Raw genomic sequence first — 17,052 nt, forward strand, 5'->3', positions numbered from 1 at the left:
ATTAGAGTTTAAAACTGTATGAAATCCATGGAGAAACACCAAACGCATATTCCAGCGAACTTTTCTGGTCAATTGAAGAGTCCGTGGTTAAATGATAATATAAAGGATTTTTTCTATCGTATAAATTGTATATCCCTACAGAAAGCGTACTTGATAAAGCTCTTTTTCTGGATAATGGAGTTTGAAAATGATACTGACCTGAAATATCCAGTCTGCTGAAATCAGGGAATCTAGAAGTATTCCTGCCCTCGTAAATAGGAACATTGATTCCGTCATGCTGATAATAACCAACTGGCAACGTTAACGGCCTGCCAGTCGCATAAGTGAAAAATGCCTGAACAGAAAACTTTGTGTCGAAAAGATAAGAGGCACTCAGTTTCACCTCATGTGGAATATCATAATTTGCGGCAAACCTGTTTCCATCATTAATACCCTGGATCGTTCTGAAAGCCCTTGAATAAGTGTAGGCCAGACTGCCCGTTAACTTTCCAGTTGTTTTATTAATCTCCACCTCAACCCCGTAAACATCAGATTTGCCTGCCTTGAGCTGATTTCTGATATCAGGATTTTGAATAATCTGTGCATGACCGGTCAAATCCAGCTGATTATGTAATTTCTTATAATATGCACTTAAAGAAAAGAAGAAGCCATTTGGTGAATAATTATAGCCTGTTGAAAATAAATCTGAACGTTGTGGGGCAATGGTCGCAGAAGCAGGAACCCAAGGTTCCAGAGAAGAAAATGCCAATGTACTATTTTGCACCAGCTGCAGATATTGAAAACTACGGTTATAAGTAATGAACAGCCGCTTTTTATCATTTAATAAGTAACTTATATTGACTCTCGGCTCCGGGTTGATAAATGTCTTATAATCATTTTGCTTTACTCTGTTTCCCTGCGGATCAAAAACATCAAGGCGTTCCTCTGCATTCTGAAACAGTCCCAGGCGCAGGCCATAATTCAGCGTAAAAGAATTGTCAAAGGAAATCTCCTGATTATAATAAAGAGCAGATTCTACAGATTTATCTTTTGCGATATTAAACTCGTTGCTTTCCTTGTTTTTTGTCTGCCCGGGTGTAAACTGGTGGTAAGTAGTTGAAATTCCGAATTTGACCAGGTTAACGGGACTGCTGTAAAAAGTGTAATCTGCCTTAACGGTGATATCCCTTACTCCAGTACTCCATTGACTTTTCTGCGACAGGGTATCTGAATTCAAATCCAGCAGGTTACTATAATTACTGTAAATTGCTGAAGCATTCATAAACAACCTGGAATTAAAAATATGATTCCATCTTAAAGTAGAGGTCAGATTACCCCAGTCATTACGGAATGAGTTTTCTGAAAGCAGCCTGTCCTGACCAGCATATACCGAATAAAACACACTGTTATTTTTATTGATCCTGTAGTTTGCCTTGGCATTGATATCGTAATAAATAGAATTCGGGTTAAATAATTTAAACTTACTTCTAAAAACATCAAGCAAGCTCCTTCTGACGGCAAAAATAAATGAGCCTTTATCTTTGACAATAGGGCCTTCTGCTGAAATCCTGGCCGACAGCATATTAATTCCCCCATTGACATGAAATTCCTTGTTATTTCCTTCAGCCATACGGTTCACAATAACAGAAGAAAGTCTTCCACCAAAATTAGCCGGAATGTAATCTTTATAGACCTGAATATTATTGATGGCATCCGGGTTGAAAACAGAAACCAGCCCATACAAATGTGAAGGATTATAAACCACTGCTTCATCTAGTAAAATCAGGTTCTGGTCTGAATTTCCACCCCGTATAAACAAGCCTGAACTTCCTTCAGAAATCGATTTTATACCATTTTGCATCTGTAAAGCCTTGATAACATCAGTTTCACCAGCATAATAAGTTTTCATATCTAACGCCGAAGGACTGTAATCCTGTTGATTCTGTAAGATTGGATTTGGTGTAACTGTTTGTTTAATCTCTACTTCAGGTAGTGACTTGGTTTGTGCAGACAACTCGGCTTCCAGCTCTGTATTTTCAGTCAGATGAATAGTTTTTCGCTCAGTTTCGTAACCCAGATTAGAAATAAGTACCTCATAATTCCCTTTGGGTACACTTAGCGAATAAAAACCATATTGATTGGTGACTACACCCACCTTGAGTTTTGGAATGAATAGCGTAGCACCAATTAACTCTTCCCCATCTTCCTCATTACGTATATGCCCATGAATCGTAAAGATATCAGGTCTTGATTTTGTAATTACGATGTTATTTCCAATCAGATTAAATGTTAGGGAAGTGCCCTTGAAAACCTTTTTTAAGACCGATGACATTGGTGTATTTACGAAATGCATATCAGCTATCTGATAAGCTCCGAGTAAGTCAGACTCATAAGAAAAAGTTACGGCATAATTTGCCTGTAACTTAGAAAGTACACTGACCAGAGCACCAGCTTTTAGATCAATACTAACCTGATGTTCGAGAATTGTTTTTTTTTGCGCACAAAGCTTGCCCGTTTGTAATAAACATACAGAAAGAAGCAATGCAAAAACCTTATTTAACATACATCATTTACCAGGGAACAGAAGCGGGTTGGAAATTTAGTTATTTTTCGGCTAAAATATAACTTCCTTCTTCATTAATGACCTGACATTGTAAAGTTGCGGCAATAACTTTTAATGCACTGTCTGGTGTCTGGTAATGTAAATGTGCGGTTAACTTTCGGTTTTCAAGACTGTCTCCATCAATGGTGATAGAATTTTTATAGACCCTGCTTAGTTGTTTAACTACTTCATCAAGAGGGGTCTCAGTGAAGATGAACTCTTTATTTAACCACGATTTATAATTGATATCTGTGTTTTTCTCCGCGGTAAGTTTTCCGGTGGCAGAAGAATAACGGCCAGTTGTTCCAACAGTCAGAAGTACGGATTTCGAGGCTAGTGGCTGCTGTAAGGCAACTTGTCCTTCCTCAACAGTCAATACGATATCGCGATTACGTTTAGAAATATTAAAACTTGTTCCCAGATCCAAAGCATGTACATCGCCAAGGTCTATCAGGAATGGATATTTAGTCTGATGGATAACTTTAACAAAAATTTCTCCATTTAATAACTGAACTCTTCTATTTGTTTTAAAACTACCAGCAGCATATTTTATCGTTGCACCGCTGTTAAGCTGTACCGATGTGCCGTCAGGTAATGTGATCGTTTTAGCGGCAGCGCTCTGTTCATTGCTAACCACTGTATAAGTATTCTTATTAATGAAATAATAACCTAAAGAAACAACAAGCAATACAGATGCAGCGATGCCATACCAGATTTTAGTATGCGTATTTCTTTCTTTTTGTTTCCATGCATATTCCAGGTTATCAATTTTATAGTCCAGACTTTCCCAGGAAGATTCGGTCGTATAAGGTTCAGTATTGTATAGTTGATTAATATTTTGCTCAACCTGAACAAATCCCTGGTATGTCTTCTCATTTTGGTCACTTGCAGCCCTCCAATTCTCCAGTAGGATCTTATGCGCCGGACTGATAGTCTCTTCGAGATCATCAAGAATCAAGGAGTAAATAAACTGTTCGTTACTTTCAAATGCTTTCATAGTATAATTTGTACTGGCGCTAATATTTATAAAGTATCAGAAGCAGCAATAGTAAAGTTTGCTGTTGTTTTTCCAATAGTTCTCTCAATTTCTGGAAACCGTAGGTCAAATGATTTTTAACTGTTTTAATAGATATATTCATTTGTCTTGCGATTTCCTGTTGTTTTAATTTTCCAAAACGGCTTAAATACATCACCTCCCTACATTTTGGAGGCAAAATAGCCATTGCATCCTCCAGGCTGTTCAGCAAAGACTCTTTTTTGTCCCGCTGTTCATTTTCAGCGTCCGGATCACTTTCCACTACCAGGTAGGCATTTTGCTTTCCATTGTTAATTTTCTCTTTCTTAATGAAGTTCAGAGAAGAGTTAATCACTGCCCTGGACAAATAGCTTTTAATGGAATACTCAACGTTAAGTTGTCCGGCTATTTTCCAGATTGTCAAAAACACATCATGTACAATTTCTTCAGCAACCGGTGCTTGTCCAACATATCGGTAGGCTAGTGCAAACAACTGTCTGTAATGCTGTTTATACAGTTTTTCAAAGGCTTTTCGATCATGCGTTTTCAGCGCGGCAATCAATGCCCTTTCTTCATCCGGAAGAGAGTGTTTTTGTTCCTCGCTCATCCGGTCACTATTTTTGCTTCAAAGTCAGACCTCCTGAAATATCAGGAGTATCAGACACCGTATTCATGGCTACAAACCATAATCCTTTTAATAGATTTCGTTCCTGCAGTGGGTTTAAACTAAGCCTGCCGGTAATTTCCAATGCGGAGATTTGTCCATTGCTTTTGTAAATCTCCTTAACCAGTTCTCCAACTGATCCCTTTATGCCGCTTCTCAGCGTGATGATTGTGGGTGCAATTTTCTCAAAATTAAGTGTATAGGTCAATTGCTTGGTACCTTCATCGTATGTCCCTTTTAAAATACCTGTGCCTTCGGCATTTGTATTTGTTCCTTTTTTATCAATTCTGGCCGTGATGATATAACTTTTTACTGGTGGGTTAATTTTCGTTTCCCCAGTTGATGGCTCTTTTTTGCAGGATGTTTGCAATACGACCATCAAAATTAAAATCGTCCCTAAAACCTTATATAAGCTTGATTTCCTAAACCTCATTCCATTTAATACAGGAGGCTAAAATACTAATTATAGCTTAAACGTATTGTTAATTAAATCTAAATGTTCTCATACTCAGGAACCCATATTCCAAAGAGCGTTTACTATGGAAATTCTTATAATAACCCAATAATGTGAATAAGACATATTTTCTTGTCTTTAGTTTAATCCAAATATTATCTTCTGATAATTCGTGAGCGGTTTTTTCGGCATTAACCTGATATATTTCCGCTTCAGCAACCGAAAGTGCTTTGGTGTATGGCTTATAAATGTGCCTGGCTACCTTACGATGCAAATAATAACCCGGCGAAGATAAGCGATAAGCATCACCTGTAATGTATTGAAAATCATGGAAATGATAAAAAACAAGATCAAATGAAGTGTGTGTGTCCAATTCTCTGCCCTTAATTTGCTTCTCTTTAGTCGTAAATTCATACTGCTGTACATTCCACGGTGCAACTCCGCCCCCAATATTTTTTAATACATGGACAGTATCAAAACGGGTAGTCCAATCATCAAGATACTTCTGGTCACCAAATTTATTGTCTTCGAAACGATTAAAACACCACGTTATACAGGCATCAACCCACCAGTTCAAGACCTCCATACCTGCTTTTGTATTTTTAAAAGTCATGAATTGAACACAATAAAGACCACTTGTTACTGATTGATCGTAACATGGGGTATATCTGTGTTCTGTGATCAGCACCGATTTTTCACCCATTTCATCTACTAAGCAAGCTGGATTACTGAAGAACAAAAGATCTGCATCAATATAAGTACAATGATCCAAAGCATATTTTTCAATACAATATTTAATAGTAGAAGATGCACAAGTCCAGCAATATTCTCCTGCAGTACGATCGTCTTTTATAGCCAGTAATCGATCATTTTCAAAGGTATATAAGCTAATAATACTTGCGTTTTTAAGGGCCATTTTCGTAAGCACATCAAAGCAATAATCATCAAAAGCGAAAATATACAAATGGAAATCCTCAGCGTGTTGTTCTAGTGAATTGTACATTGCAATTCCACGGGAAAGATAAGTTGTGTTAAATAAGGTGCAAAATTTAAGCATGTTTTGATTTATTTACGAAGTAAAATCCTTTGTTGTAGCCAGTTGGTTGTTGGTCAATAGAGAGCACTGTTTCGCCTTCTACATAAGAAGGGAATTCGCAGATCTTGTTATAATTGGTGGTGAAATGATTTAAAAAACCGTCTTCCTGAAAAAACCACGAAGGGTAAGCTGCTTTATAAATTTCGGGAGGTACAATTTGTAAAGTCAGCCGGTCTTGCTTGCCTTGATGAAAAGCAGTACGATCAAAAACCAGGAAATCGAAGTTATAAGCTGCTAACGCTTTAAGGAAGAGATGTGGTTCCTGCAGGTATTGAACAGAACCTGACAGCAAAACCAAGTCTGGTTTCTGAACTTGCAGACAAGCCTCAATGGATGGATAAAATTTTAAATGGTCATCTTCAAAATGTTCTTTTCCAGCAGTTACATAATGTTCCTGCTCTACAATATTCCAGCTGGCGATCGCTGTCCCAACCATGTTTTTAGTCTGAAAATAAGTACTACCTAATGATCCGCCAAAATCTATAATGTGAAGGGGTCTTTGAAGCTGGGCGGCACTTTTGAATAAGCAAGTTAATAAGGGAAATGGATGTTCGATTTTATCAGACAGAACTGAATCTCGTTCGTAAATGGCAGTGCCATTTTTAACTTGTAATAAGGCATTTCTGGTTTTGTCCAGTATGCTGGCCTCGCTGTAACCGCCTATAGAATCGATTAAATCATTCCAATTGGAATAATTTCCAGACCAGCCGTAAGATAGTTTTTTAGATTTTGAAGAAAATAATTTGAACATTACAGGTTTTGAATAATCGATTTTTCATAAGCATGACAACCGATTATTCAAAAAGTCCTATATGGAATTCAGAATTATTTTTTATTTAAAGGTGGCGTTGCACCAGGGTAATCTCAAAGGTAGTGCCTGCTCCGATTTCCGAATAAATGTCAAAATTTCCATGTAAGCTATTGACAAGGTGTTTAACCAATGATAGTCCAAATCCATAGCCCTTTTCGCCAACAGTACCGTCTGTTGTGGCAGTTTTTCCTTCCATAATACAGTTGATTGTATCTTCATCCATACCCACGCCCGAATCTTCAACTTTGATTTTTAATTTATGCTGACCAACATCTACTTCAAGATCGAGGTTTACGATGACCGTACCATCTTGTGGCGTAAATTTCATCGCATTGGATATCAGATTTCCTGTAATCTGGAGCAGCTTATTTTTAATGAAAGGAATATGTTCGTTCTTTTCATTGATATTAATCTGAAAAGTAATGTTTTTGTTCAACGACTGTGGCAAATACAACCGTTCCAGCTTTTCCTTGAATACCAGCAGATTGAATTCATCACTCTTTAATGCAGACGTTTTTCCTTCGGTCAGAATTTCATCTGCAAGTTCAAGTACAGATCTGCCACTTTTATGGATCATTGTAATAAACTCCAATACTTCATCCAGGTTATTGTTATTGCCCTGTTCTGCAATAACTGCAGCCAGACCGACAATACCGGCAATGGGTCCGCGGATATCATGCGCTACCTTTTTCTGGGTTTCTCTGACCTCGTCCAATTTATGTTTAAGACCATCAATAGCTTTTAATGCTTTTAGTCTGTTAACCACTTCATCAGCTACAATTTTTAGCAGCTCAATCTTTTCTGGGCTTTGTTCTCTCAGTTTTTGATCCATTACACAGAGTGTGCCAATATGAGATCCATCAGAAGTCGTTAAAGGAACGCCAAAGTAATAACGCAGATTAGGTGGGCCACTTACCGCGGGAAATTCTTTAAAACGATCGTCGGCCGACATATCAGGCACTTCAAAGTATTCCTCTGTAGACGACAATGATATTGTATATTGACAGACAGTCTCTTCTCTGGGATTTTGAACTATACCCTCAAGCCCGTAGCTGGAATAGGTCCATTGTGTAAAAGTATCAATTAAATTGACCAGTGATATTTCAGTGCCGGCGATCTTGGCCGCCAGATGAGCCAGATCTTTGAAATTATTCTCCATAGAGGAGTAGTCAATGTCGAATTCTGCCAGAGTTAATATACGTTCCTGCTCGTTTTCGGGTATAGGGTTCTGAAACATCTTCATACAATACTGTTTATGAATTTCGGTTTAACCTGTTGATTAATTCTGCACTCTGTAACCTGCCTTGCTCCAATCTGTCATTAAAGAAGTTTTTGGTCTGATCGAAGTGTTGTTTATAACCATTTATATCTCCATAACCAATAATCGATGACCATTCTCTTACTGAAGAATGAAATTCGAGATCGTCTGCCCGGATCTGCTTGTCATAAAGGGCAGCCACAATAGACTCTTCCAGCAACTCCTCGTTTCTGAACAGGTACTCGACAATTCCAAGACGTAAACGGAAAGGTGGGGTCTGACAGATCAGGTTATCATATGGATTAATTTTCAGGTGATACCAGGCATCGGCCATACTTAATAAACTTAAATGTGAATTTGGCGTATGTGGTGCTCCGGTTCCTGATAGCGAAAACTCCTTCATGATCTGGTTGTCCAGTAGCAAGAACTGCTTGTCATCAGGAAAAAGATATTGCTTAACCTCTTTAATACGCTGGCGGAATTCGTCTTCTTTCTCCATAATCATCAGCTTGAACAGCTCTGATTCTGATTGCGCATAACGCTTGATTTGATGGCGCGCATAAGGGTTCATAATTGCCAGACCTGCATAGATGTGTGATTTGTAACTAAAGATCCGAAGCATAGTTAAAATCTTTACATTATCTATCCCACCAAGGTAAGATGCATTTTCCCAGGGAAAAAATCCTGCTTCTTTCCATGCGGTACCCATACTTTCAAAACCCATATGGGTTACTGCTTGTGTATCGGCTACGATTTTATCGTGTTCGTGGTAATCTTTCATCTCTACGATGTCAGAACCTAAAACCTCAAGTAAGCCAGTCATCCGGGTATAAGCATCCGCATCACAACGATGTGGGATCACAATTAATGTTTGTCCTTTAGGATCAAAACCAGGTCCATGTAACGAATGGCACGTAATAATATTAACGTCCTTAGGTAAATATTTCTCAAAAGCGGCGATCTCAGGATGTTTTACGGAGGTTTGGCCTGCAACGATAGCACCATATTTAGTAGAAGCCCCATAAAGCGCAACTACCTCTGCTATTTTTTCAGCTTCTACGGCATAAAAAATCACGTCACATTTGCGGGCCACAGCATTTCCGTCCACTAATATTTCTATACCTAAAGGAGATAATTCTTCCTCAAGTTTTTCTCTGAAGACCGGGAGGTCTGCACCGCAAACCTGATGTCCTGCTTTAGCAAAATGTTTTGCATAAAGTTTGCCCATGTCCCCCAGGCCAATAATTCCTATATCCATCTCAATATTATATACGGCAAATAAGCGAAATTCTATGGGAAAAGGAATGATTATCATCAATTTTATCGCAACAGTCACGGTAATAATTATTTGTAAATTTTTGTAATCATTTATATTTGTACCTTATTTATCTGTCGAAACTTTTATAGGATAAATAAGATATTCAAGATGGATCAAAAACAAAACGAGGTTAAAATTATTCAGGCTTCCCGCGAAAATTCTAATACTGCTATTCTTAAAGGAGATGCGGCAGGGGTTGCACAGTACTGGATGGATGATATTATTGTTATTTCTGGCGAAGGCGGACAGTATGCAGGAAAAAAGCTCCTGTTAAAGGTATTTACAGAAATGTTCCAGGAAGACCGGCCTGTTTTTGAACGAATACCTTCGGTGATTACAATTGGAGATAGTGGCGTACTGGCATGGGAAACAGGGGAGTGGAATTATAAAACAGAAAAGTTCAGAGGTAACTATTCGGCCATGTGGCGGAAAATCAAGGGAAAATGGCTAACCCAATCTGAGCTTTTTGTATCGCTGGATTAGGATAATCTATTGAGAATCCGTCTCTAGCTTATAGAAACGGATTTATTGTTTCTAAACACTTATTGACAATAGCTCTTCACTAACTCCATCAATTCATGGTTTTTTCTATCTAAATATACCTTTTGCTTTTCCAGCCACAGCGCTTGAGCAGCCACGTCCTTTTGTCCGTTAGTCAACATCTGCATCACAGATGACATTGCTGGCATTCCCGGCCCTGTTTTATGCGCTACGCTTTGTACAGGATCAAGCGCCGACTGTAATTGCTTCTCTGATATCGTCAATCCGTGGCCTAACCGTTCTTTCGCTTCAGTCTGGATCATTTCCAGTTTAATTTGATCAGCAGTTTTGTTTGCTGTTATTGCATGGTTAACGACTGCGGCAATAACCTCATGGGCGTCTCTGAAATCAAGATTAGCGGTCCTAACCAACAAGTCTGCCAAATCAGTCATGGTAGAAAAGTTTTCTTTTGCATACCTGAGCATGGTTTCCTTGTTGACATGTAAGGTACTAACCACTCCCGTCATGGTATGGGTTGCAGCCAGAAGTGCATTCAGAGTTTTCGGCTCCAGCATAACTCTGACACCACTATGCTGATATTCGATTCCCATTTAATGAGGTCAGTATAGACATCAATTGTCCCGTGGTTATTGCGGCTGCTTTACGTGTTTTTTCAAGCGCATCAGGATTTTTTTTCTGAGGCATCATACTACTTATACCAGCATATGAATTATCCAGTTCCACCGAGTTGTATTCATCCGTACTCCAAAGCTGCAGTTCTGAAGCCAGACGGCTGAGATCACTCATGAAGATCGCATTGTCAGCCGCAAACTCTGCGATATGATCCCATCCTGCAGCCCCTTCTATGGTGTTGACAACAAGCTAGTTAAAGCCCATTAATTCTGCTGCTCTGTACCTGTCTAAGTTCCAGCTCGTACCGCCGCTTGCCCCTGACCCCAGCGGACACTGATCAATACGTTCATAAAGCTGAAGGTAGCGGTCTGAACTTTTTGCCAGGCTTTCATCAATAGCCATTAAATAATGACCCAATGTGCCCGGTTGTGCCTCTTTTCTGTGCGTGTAAATTACCATTACATTTTGCAGATGATCCTTTGCTTTATTGTGAATTGCTATACGTAGCTTGTTGACCGCCCCGATAACTTCGAGCAGCTGATCGCGTAAATACATCCGGTTAATCGTATTGTCCAGATCATTACGACTGCGACCAATATGCATTTTTCCGCCAACGCTGCCAATTTCTTTGATCAGTTGTGCTTCATATGGAAGGTACACTTGTAAAGATGGGTTTTCTATGGCCAGTTTATCAACTTTAAGGAGGCCATTAAGTATTTTTTTAGCTTCCTTATCGCTGATGATTTTTTGTTCGGACAGCATGATTACATAGGCTTTTATGTAGTAAGGTCTGATAAGGAAATGTAACGCTGGTCAGATTCTTAGTGCTGACTTCATAATCATAAAGCTCCTGAAATTCCGGAGCCTTCGATCCCGAAGTACGGCCAATCCGGCTGGCATCCTGCAGGGGTTTAATTGAAGTATTGTTTGAATTTTCCATAGCTAAGCCTTTAGCGTTTATCAATTGGGCTTTCAGTTTTATTGGCAAAAACAGATTAATTACCGCTGCCATTAAGAATAGATGGTAAAGTTTGAATCTCATAATGCGCACAAAGTAAGTAGAAAAATTTATTAATGAAACATAGTTGCATTAAGTGTGTGCTAAGTAAGCTGCTGCTATCGGGAAAAAAATGATAAACTGAATTTGTGCTGTGATAAATTCTAATCATTTTTTAGCTTTAACAATTTCAACTATTCCATGCTTGCTATTCAGAATTTTCATCCTCCGGAATGTCTCAGAAACTATGTTAAATATTTCTGGTATATGGATGCTAATGCGCTGAATAATAGCAGGAAATGCTTTCGGATTTTTCCTGATGGTTTACCTGGCTTACTCTTTCACCATCACAATGGCCAGCAGGTACTTGAATTGCCTGACGGGCAAAAACTACCTTCTTCATTTATATATGGTCTTTCAACTCATGCTTTCACCAATTACAGCTCTACCGGGTTTTCTGCCATCGGTGTAAGTTTATATCCATGGGCATTCCACCGGATCTTTAAGATTGACAGTGTTGAATGCAGCAATAACATGCTAGCTCTTGATGATCTGACTGCTTTTACCCTAAATGAAAAGCTGTTTGATGCTCCCAATGCTGATACTGCAATTAAAATCTTATCGGGCTATCTTATTCAAAAAGTTAACTGCGCTGCCAGAGAAGATCAGTTGATAAAAGATTCTATCAGGCAAATCAACAATAACCCCAATACGTTAATCCGGGATTTAAGCAAGAGTTTCGGGTTAAGTGAGCGGCAGTTTGAACGTCGTTTTAAGCAGACAGCAGGCATTAGTCCTTATCAATATTTCAAAGTTCTCAGATTTCAAAGATCCCTTACAGCACTTAATTTCAATCTGACCCAAAGCCTTTCTGCTGTGGCTTACTGTTCAGGGTTTGCGGATCAGTCTCATTTTATCCGGGAGTTCAAACAGTATTCAGGAATTACACCGAATTCGTATTTGAAGCTTAACCAACAAAATCAGCAAATATTATCTGGTCATATTCGTCAAAATATACCCCAGCGAATTTTAGCAGTCTAAACTTACATGCCGGTTTTATACTATGGTAGCTTTTCTTAATTACTGAGCTTTGAATAAAAATTCAAATCATGGTAAACATACATCATATCAATTGCGGCTCTTTACAAAGAGATCCGGACAGCCTTAAAGTTCTTTGCCATTGCTTACTATTGGAAGATGTTAATGGTTTGGCTTTGATAGACACCGGGATAGGTATTCAGGATATTTTATACCCTTTAGAAAGAATTGGTGAGGCAATAATTAATCAGGCAGGTTTCAATTTTGACTGCATGGATACAGCTGTTTCAAAGCTTAATAAATTAGGATTCTCAGTAGAAGATGTTAAACACTGTATCCTAAGTCATCTTGATCCGGACCATATTGGCGGACTTGCTGATTTTCCCCAGGCAACAGTGCATTTATCTGCAATCGAACTGCAGATTTTTCTGGAAGGCGATCCGCGTTACTGTCCTCAACAATTAGCACATAGACCGATATTCAAAGTGTATCCCAATTTTGAAGAAAGCTGGTTCGGTTTAGCCGCTAAACGGGTAAATCTGAATTTTGAATCAGCAGTTTATCTGGTATTTCTCCCAGGACATACTTTAGGTCATTGTGGTATTGCGATTCAACAAAAAGATAAATGGCTATTTTATGTTGGCGATGCTTATTATTTAAGAGATGAACTTTTCATAACAGATCATCCGGTTAATGAACTTGCTGCATTGATGGCGATGGATAATGAACTGCGCATCGAATCCTTAAAAAATCTAAGGATTCTTATCCAAAAGCATGGAGAGGAAATAGAAATTTTCGGCTATCACGATCCATCAGAGTTAGCAATTATAACAGATTGATTATCTGCCGAAAATCTAAATTATTGACTCATTAACAGGTTTAGCATTTCCTTTACTTCTTCCAGTTCCTGCTCAAGTTTAATGACTCTGTTTTCCAGATCGGGAGAAGACTGCTGACTTATCTCAGGCTCAGGACTTTCTTCTTCCTCCACATCACCTCCAAATAAATGTTTATACCTCGCTTCTTTTTGCCCTGGTTTTTTAGGCAGGTGTTTAACATAAACTGGTTCTTCCTTTGCTAATTTATGCAGGATTTCCTGAACTTCTTCGATGGTTTCAAACTCATATAATCTTGCTGCATTTGTATTGATTTCACCAGGAGTTAATGACCCGCGTAAAAGCAATAAACAAATTACTGCAAGCTCGGCCGGGATCAGGGGATATGCAATAGCAAGATTGTGTTTATATTTTGTGCTCCTGCTGCTACCACCCATAGCTGTACTGGTCAGACCTTTAATTTTTAAAGTATTTAAGGTAAGGGTAACCGTTTCTTCATCATAGTTTACAATAGGATTTCTTGATGTTTTCTGATTACAGGCAGTGATCAACGCAGAAATAGTCATCGGATAATAGTCTGGTGTAGTTCTGCTTTTTTCGATTAAGACACCTAAAACGCGCTGTTCGGCTGCGTTTAATAAAATTAAAGGCTGATTATTTTCCATGTAATAAATATAGAAGATGCTGCTAATATTTGGTGCAGAAATTATTAAAATATATCCTTACCGAAGGACAGATGTCTCCAATTTATATGCTAAATCATTTTTATATCAAAAAATACTTCGATTGTTTATCATTTTTATAAAAAAGTTATATCTTTATTTTCAATCAGGTTTAAAACGCTCTATAGTTATAATTCGCTCTCAAATGTTTGAATTATTACTCATGTTTTTCATTTGAATTCTATTAAGCTATAATAGATGAATTTTAAAAATATGCAGTTCAATAACTGCGCAAAGAAATAAGCTTCGGCTTATAAATAGGTAGTTAATAAAAAAAATGCTGATGGATGTCAGCATTTTTCTTTGTTACCTGTCTCATCATATTGTAGCATTATTCCACAGTGTTTTTTATAAGATTAAATGTTAGTTTGCTGATTTTCAGTGTTTTGGTTTGTGTGCCAGTTTTTGGCATTATTATGAAACTATACCACTCAGATTAAATAACTGAATTATACACAACAGTAGCGAAGTATAGATTTATTATCAGAATTGAAAATTTCGAATGCTTTAACACAAATCTTAAAATTATGAAAAATATCATTTTAACAGCCGCAGCATTATTAGCAATTACAGGTATATCAACAGTAAAAGCGTCAGAAACTAAATCTCCGTTAGTAGTCACTATGAAAATGGACAGTGCATCTACCATGAAAATGGATAGCGCGTCTATCATGAAAATGGACAGTGCATCTACCATGAAAATGGACAGTGCATACACAATGAAAGCGGATAGTGCAACTACGATGAGAACAGATAGTACAATGAGTGTAAAACAAGATAGTTCACAAAAAGTACCTGTGAAATTAGAAGAGCTTCCAGCACCGGTAACTACTACTTTAAAAGCAGATGCTTATAAAGACTGGACGCCAACAACAGCATTTTTGGTAACAGCAGCAGATAAATCACAATTCTACCAGATTGATGTGACAAAAGGTACTGAAAAAGCCTTTATCAAAATTAATAAAGAAGGTGTAGTTGTTCAATAGATAATATTACAATACGTTTTAATACCATATCGGGAGCCGGATTTTATCCGGCTCTTTTTTGTATAAAAGGATTTAATTTCATTCTCTGCAAGGCGGACAGTTTTCCTGAACGTATCAGGTATCCTATAATTAATGCGATCAGCATAGCCAGGCTATTTAACGAGCTTAGCAAAGCGCTGATAAAATGCAGTAGGGCTATTTTCGTGTTTAGGTTCATATTTACCAGCAATAATCGGTAAATAGATAACCCTTCTGCGGCTTTGTTCACCAGTAACCGCAGATTGAGCAACCCGGTGCCATAACCGGCCGTCATGTATAGTCAGATCTCCGGCTTCCGGTACAATTGCTACTTCTTTTAAATCAGCTTTATTGTCCAGAAAATATTTCTTACGGAACAACATATGATAAAGACTCTGTTTATGTGTTCCTGGCAGGACTCTCAATCCACCATTTTCTGGTTTCAGGCTGCTCAGGTGGATACCCACGTTTAACATCGGATTTAGTTTTTGTCCGTGGAAGATATCACGTAAACCATCAGTATGCCATCCCATTTGTGTAAACTTACTTTCCGGGCCATTGACATAATGATTTAAAACCATCCCGTCTTTTTCTTCCGTACCTAATCTGGCACCCGGACCGGTCAGGCTTAACAAAGTTTCAAATCGTGGATCATGGGTTAGTCCGGCAAATAAAGGATGCTGCTGATTCAGAAAAGCAAAACGCTGCACAATTGCGGAACCATCCAGATCCTTGCCATATTTAATAGGTATGCCGTTTATCTTGGTTTTTTCCTGTTTTATCCAATCCTGCTGGACTTTTAAAGAAGCCTGTATAATATCATTTACAGTTTCTGGCTGAATGAAGTTTTTAAAATGGATGAAGCCATTTTTGTTGAAAAAATAGTTTTGTTCATCAGTAATAGTTTCGCCTAAAGTGAATCTGGTATAAGTAGGGTTCATGGTCGTTGAGGTTTAAGGTTTGAAGATTGGATATAGCAAATCCTGCTGCTTAGGTTAGCAGGTTCTAAAGGATATTAATCAAAGAAATTTTTTCAGAGAATTAACAACAACAATAGCAACAACCTGCCCTTTCAGAGAAGGGCATTCGCATGAAGTGCGCGCTGGAAATAGGGTTGCTGTAGTTCATATATTGTAATGTATACTAATTTAGTATACATTACAAATGTAGGAAAATATTTTGTTTATAAAAATATTTGAAAATAAATATTGATTCTTTTTTTATTGTTTGTATAATCCTGCTGTAATGCTTTCAATCAGTGACTTAGGAAGTATCCAGGTTCCAAAAACTGAGACCTTATTTAAGAAGCCCGGGACAATTTCTGCTTTCTTTTTAAACATACCATTTAAGCCGGTATTGGCCACATTTTCTGAAGTCATGTTGAATTTTTCGGCTAATTCTGCTAAGGAATCCATCCCCGCACGGCTCGAAAATCCAGTAGCTGTAGGGCCGGGGCATAAACAACTCACACTAACCGGGCTATCTTTTAGTTCATACCGTAAGGCACGGCTATAAGAAAGTATAAATGATTTACTGGCAGCATATAGCGCCAGCGTGGGTACAGCCTGATAAGCTGCTGTACTGGATACATTTAAAATGTAAGACTGTTTTTGTTTTCTTAAAATGGGTAACAGATGCCAGGTCAATTCAATTACTGCATCTATATTCAATCTGAGCATGTTGAGTTGTTCGGGAAGGCTTAAGAGCTCAAAATTACCCCATAGTCCGTATCCTGCATTATTGATCAGAATGGATAAATCTGGTGTAATACCGGTACACCATTCTTTTACCTGGTTGGCAGCTGTGCTGAGCGAAAGATCGGCAGATAAATAATGTGCTTTAACCTGATATGCTTGTTCGATGCTTTGCGAAAGCAGTTGAAGCTCAGTTTCATTGCGTGCAATCAGTAATAAATGGTAGCCGGAACGGGCCAGTGAATTTGCCATAGCCTTTCCTATTCCTTTACTGGCACCAGTTATTAAAGCGTATTTATTCATAAATGAGGTCTGTAATCGGGTGTAAAATAGTATTTTTTTTGGAGTTAACAGTTTATCCACATTAACTGTTGATAAACTGTTAGTTATGCCATTTTTACTGTGGGTAAGTGTCAAAAGATAGCGTTTGAATATAGTTTTTGCAGCTGAA

Annotated in this window: 17 protein-coding genes and 1 pseudogene; 4 read left to right on the plus strand and 14 right to left on the minus strand. The window is 38.1% G+C overall.

Annotated elements, in window-relative coordinates:
• Position 1 precedes the first annotated feature (1 nt).
• From ABIB30_RS13070 to ABIB30_RS13105, 8 genes are all read right to left on the minus strand, one after another.
• The gene (locus tag ABIB30_RS13070; protein WP_354302677.1) at positions 2–2,542 is read right to left on the minus strand and encodes a TonB-dependent receptor domain-containing protein; all 2,541 of its coding nucleotides are present in this window, start codon (positions 2,540–2,542) and stop codon (positions 2–4) included.
• A 40-nt stretch (positions 2,543–2,582) separates the two neighbouring features.
• Positions 2,583–3,578 (minus strand): FecR family protein, encoded by a 996-nt coding sequence (locus ABIB30_RS13075; RefSeq protein ID WP_354302679.1) that lies wholly within the window; start codon positions 3,576–3,578, stop codon positions 2,583–2,585.
• Positions 3,579–3,597: 19 nt separating this feature from the next.
• On the minus strand, positions 3,598–4,203 hold the full coding sequence (locus ABIB30_RS13080) for an RNA polymerase sigma factor (RefSeq protein ID WP_354302681.1): 606 nt from the start codon (positions 4,201–4,203) through the stop codon (positions 3,598–3,600).
• Positions 4,204–4,210: 7 nt separating this feature from the next.
• Complete coding sequence (locus ABIB30_RS13085; RefSeq protein WP_354302683.1) at positions 4,211–4,693, minus strand: hypothetical protein; 483 nt, start codon at positions 4,691–4,693, stop codon at positions 4,211–4,213.
• A gap of 49 nt (positions 4,694–4,742) precedes the next feature.
• On the minus strand, positions 4,743–5,771 hold the full coding sequence (locus ABIB30_RS13090) for a glycosyl transferase (RefSeq protein ID WP_354302685.1): 1,029 nt from the start codon (positions 5,769–5,771) through the stop codon (positions 4,743–4,745).
• Entirely contained in the window at positions 5,764–6,561 is a 798-nt protein-coding gene (locus ABIB30_RS13095; RefSeq protein WP_354302687.1) for a methyltransferase, TIGR04325 family, read from the minus strand. Before ABIB30_RS13095 ends, ABIB30_RS13090 begins: the two co-directional genes overlap by 8 nt.
• Before the next feature lie 85 nt (positions 6,562–6,646).
• Positions 6,647–7,864: a GAF domain-containing sensor histidine kinase gene (locus ABIB30_RS13100; protein ID WP_354302689.1), complete on the minus strand. Its 1,218-nt coding sequence runs from the start codon at positions 7,862–7,864 to the stop codon at positions 6,647–6,649.
• Positions 7,865–7,874: 10 nt separating this feature from the next.
• Positions 7,875–9,137, minus strand: a complete 1,263-nt coding sequence (locus tag ABIB30_RS13105; protein WP_354302691.1) for an NAD(P)-binding domain-containing protein — start codon at positions 9,135–9,137, stop codon at positions 7,875–7,877.
• Between the two features lie 168 nt (positions 9,138–9,305).
• On the opposite strand from ABIB30_RS13105, the gene ABIB30_RS13110 reads away from it, so the two are divergent.
• Positions 9,306–9,680: a YybH family protein gene (locus ABIB30_RS13110; RefSeq protein ID WP_354302692.1), complete on the plus strand. Its 375-nt coding sequence runs from the start codon at positions 9,306–9,308 to the stop codon at positions 9,678–9,680.
• 59 nt (positions 9,681–9,739) lie between these two features.
• On the opposite strand, the gene ABIB30_RS13115 is transcribed toward ABIB30_RS13110, so the two are convergent.
• From ABIB30_RS13115 to ABIB30_RS13125, 3 genes and pseudogenes are all read right to left on the minus strand, one after another.
• Positions 9,740–10,288, minus strand: coding sequence for a lyase family protein (locus ABIB30_RS13115; RefSeq protein ID WP_354302693.1), 549 nt, complete (start codon positions 10,286–10,288; stop codon positions 9,740–9,742).
• Positions 10,266–11,072, minus strand: a pseudogene (locus ABIB30_RS13120) (lyase family protein). The gene ABIB30_RS13115 and the pseudogene ABIB30_RS13120 overlap by 23 nt, the downstream one beginning before the upstream one ends.
• Positions 11,041–11,250 carry a hypothetical protein gene (locus ABIB30_RS13125; protein ID WP_354302694.1) on the minus strand — a complete coding sequence of 70 codons (210 nt, stop codon included), beginning with the start codon at positions 11,248–11,250 and terminating at the stop codon, positions 11,041–11,043. The pseudogene ABIB30_RS13120 and the gene ABIB30_RS13125 overlap by 32 nt, the downstream one beginning before the upstream one ends.
• Positions 11,251–11,508: 258 nt before the next feature.
• On the opposite strand from ABIB30_RS13125, the gene ABIB30_RS13130 reads away from it, so the two are divergent.
• Entirely contained in the window at positions 11,509–12,348 is an 840-nt protein-coding gene (locus ABIB30_RS13130; RefSeq protein WP_354302696.1) for a helix-turn-helix domain-containing protein, read from the plus strand.
• A gap of 68 nt (positions 12,349–12,416) precedes the next feature.
• The gene (locus ABIB30_RS13135) at positions 12,417–13,184 is read left to right on the plus strand and encodes an MBL fold metallo-hydrolase (RefSeq protein WP_354302698.1); all 768 of its coding nucleotides are present in this window, start codon (positions 12,417–12,419) and stop codon (positions 13,182–13,184) included.
• Between the two features lie 20 nt (positions 13,185–13,204).
• On the opposite strand, the gene ABIB30_RS13140 is transcribed toward ABIB30_RS13135, so the two are convergent.
• Positions 13,205–13,846 carry a YceH family protein gene (locus tag ABIB30_RS13140; RefSeq protein WP_354302700.1) on the minus strand — a complete coding sequence of 214 codons (642 nt, stop codon included), beginning with the start codon at positions 13,844–13,846 and terminating at the stop codon, positions 13,205–13,207.
• Positions 13,847–14,430: 584 nt separating this feature from the next.
• Between ABIB30_RS13140 and ABIB30_RS13145 the strand changes: the two genes are divergently transcribed.
• The gene (locus ABIB30_RS13145; protein WP_354302702.1) at positions 14,431–14,889 is read left to right on the plus strand and encodes a hypothetical protein; all 459 of its coding nucleotides are present in this window, start codon (positions 14,431–14,433) and stop codon (positions 14,887–14,889) included.
• 152 nt (positions 14,890–15,041) lie between these two features.
• Here ABIB30_RS13145 and ABIB30_RS13150 read toward each other — a convergent pair whose 3' ends face one another.
• A complete protein-coding gene (locus ABIB30_RS13150) occupies positions 15,042–15,848 on the minus strand; it encodes a phytanoyl-CoA dioxygenase family protein (RefSeq protein ID WP_354302704.1) in 807 nt (268 codons plus the stop codon).
• A gap of 279 nt (positions 15,849–16,127) precedes the next feature.
• Complete coding sequence (locus ABIB30_RS13155) at positions 16,128–16,904, minus strand: SDR family NAD(P)-dependent oxidoreductase (protein WP_354302706.1); 777 nt, start codon at positions 16,902–16,904, stop codon at positions 16,128–16,130.
• Positions 16,905–17,052 lie beyond the last annotated feature (148 nt).

Source organism: Pedobacter sp. UYP1 (assembly GCF_040547305.1).
Classification (GTDB): domain Bacteria; phylum Bacteroidota; class Bacteroidia; order Sphingobacteriales; family Sphingobacteriaceae; genus Pedobacter.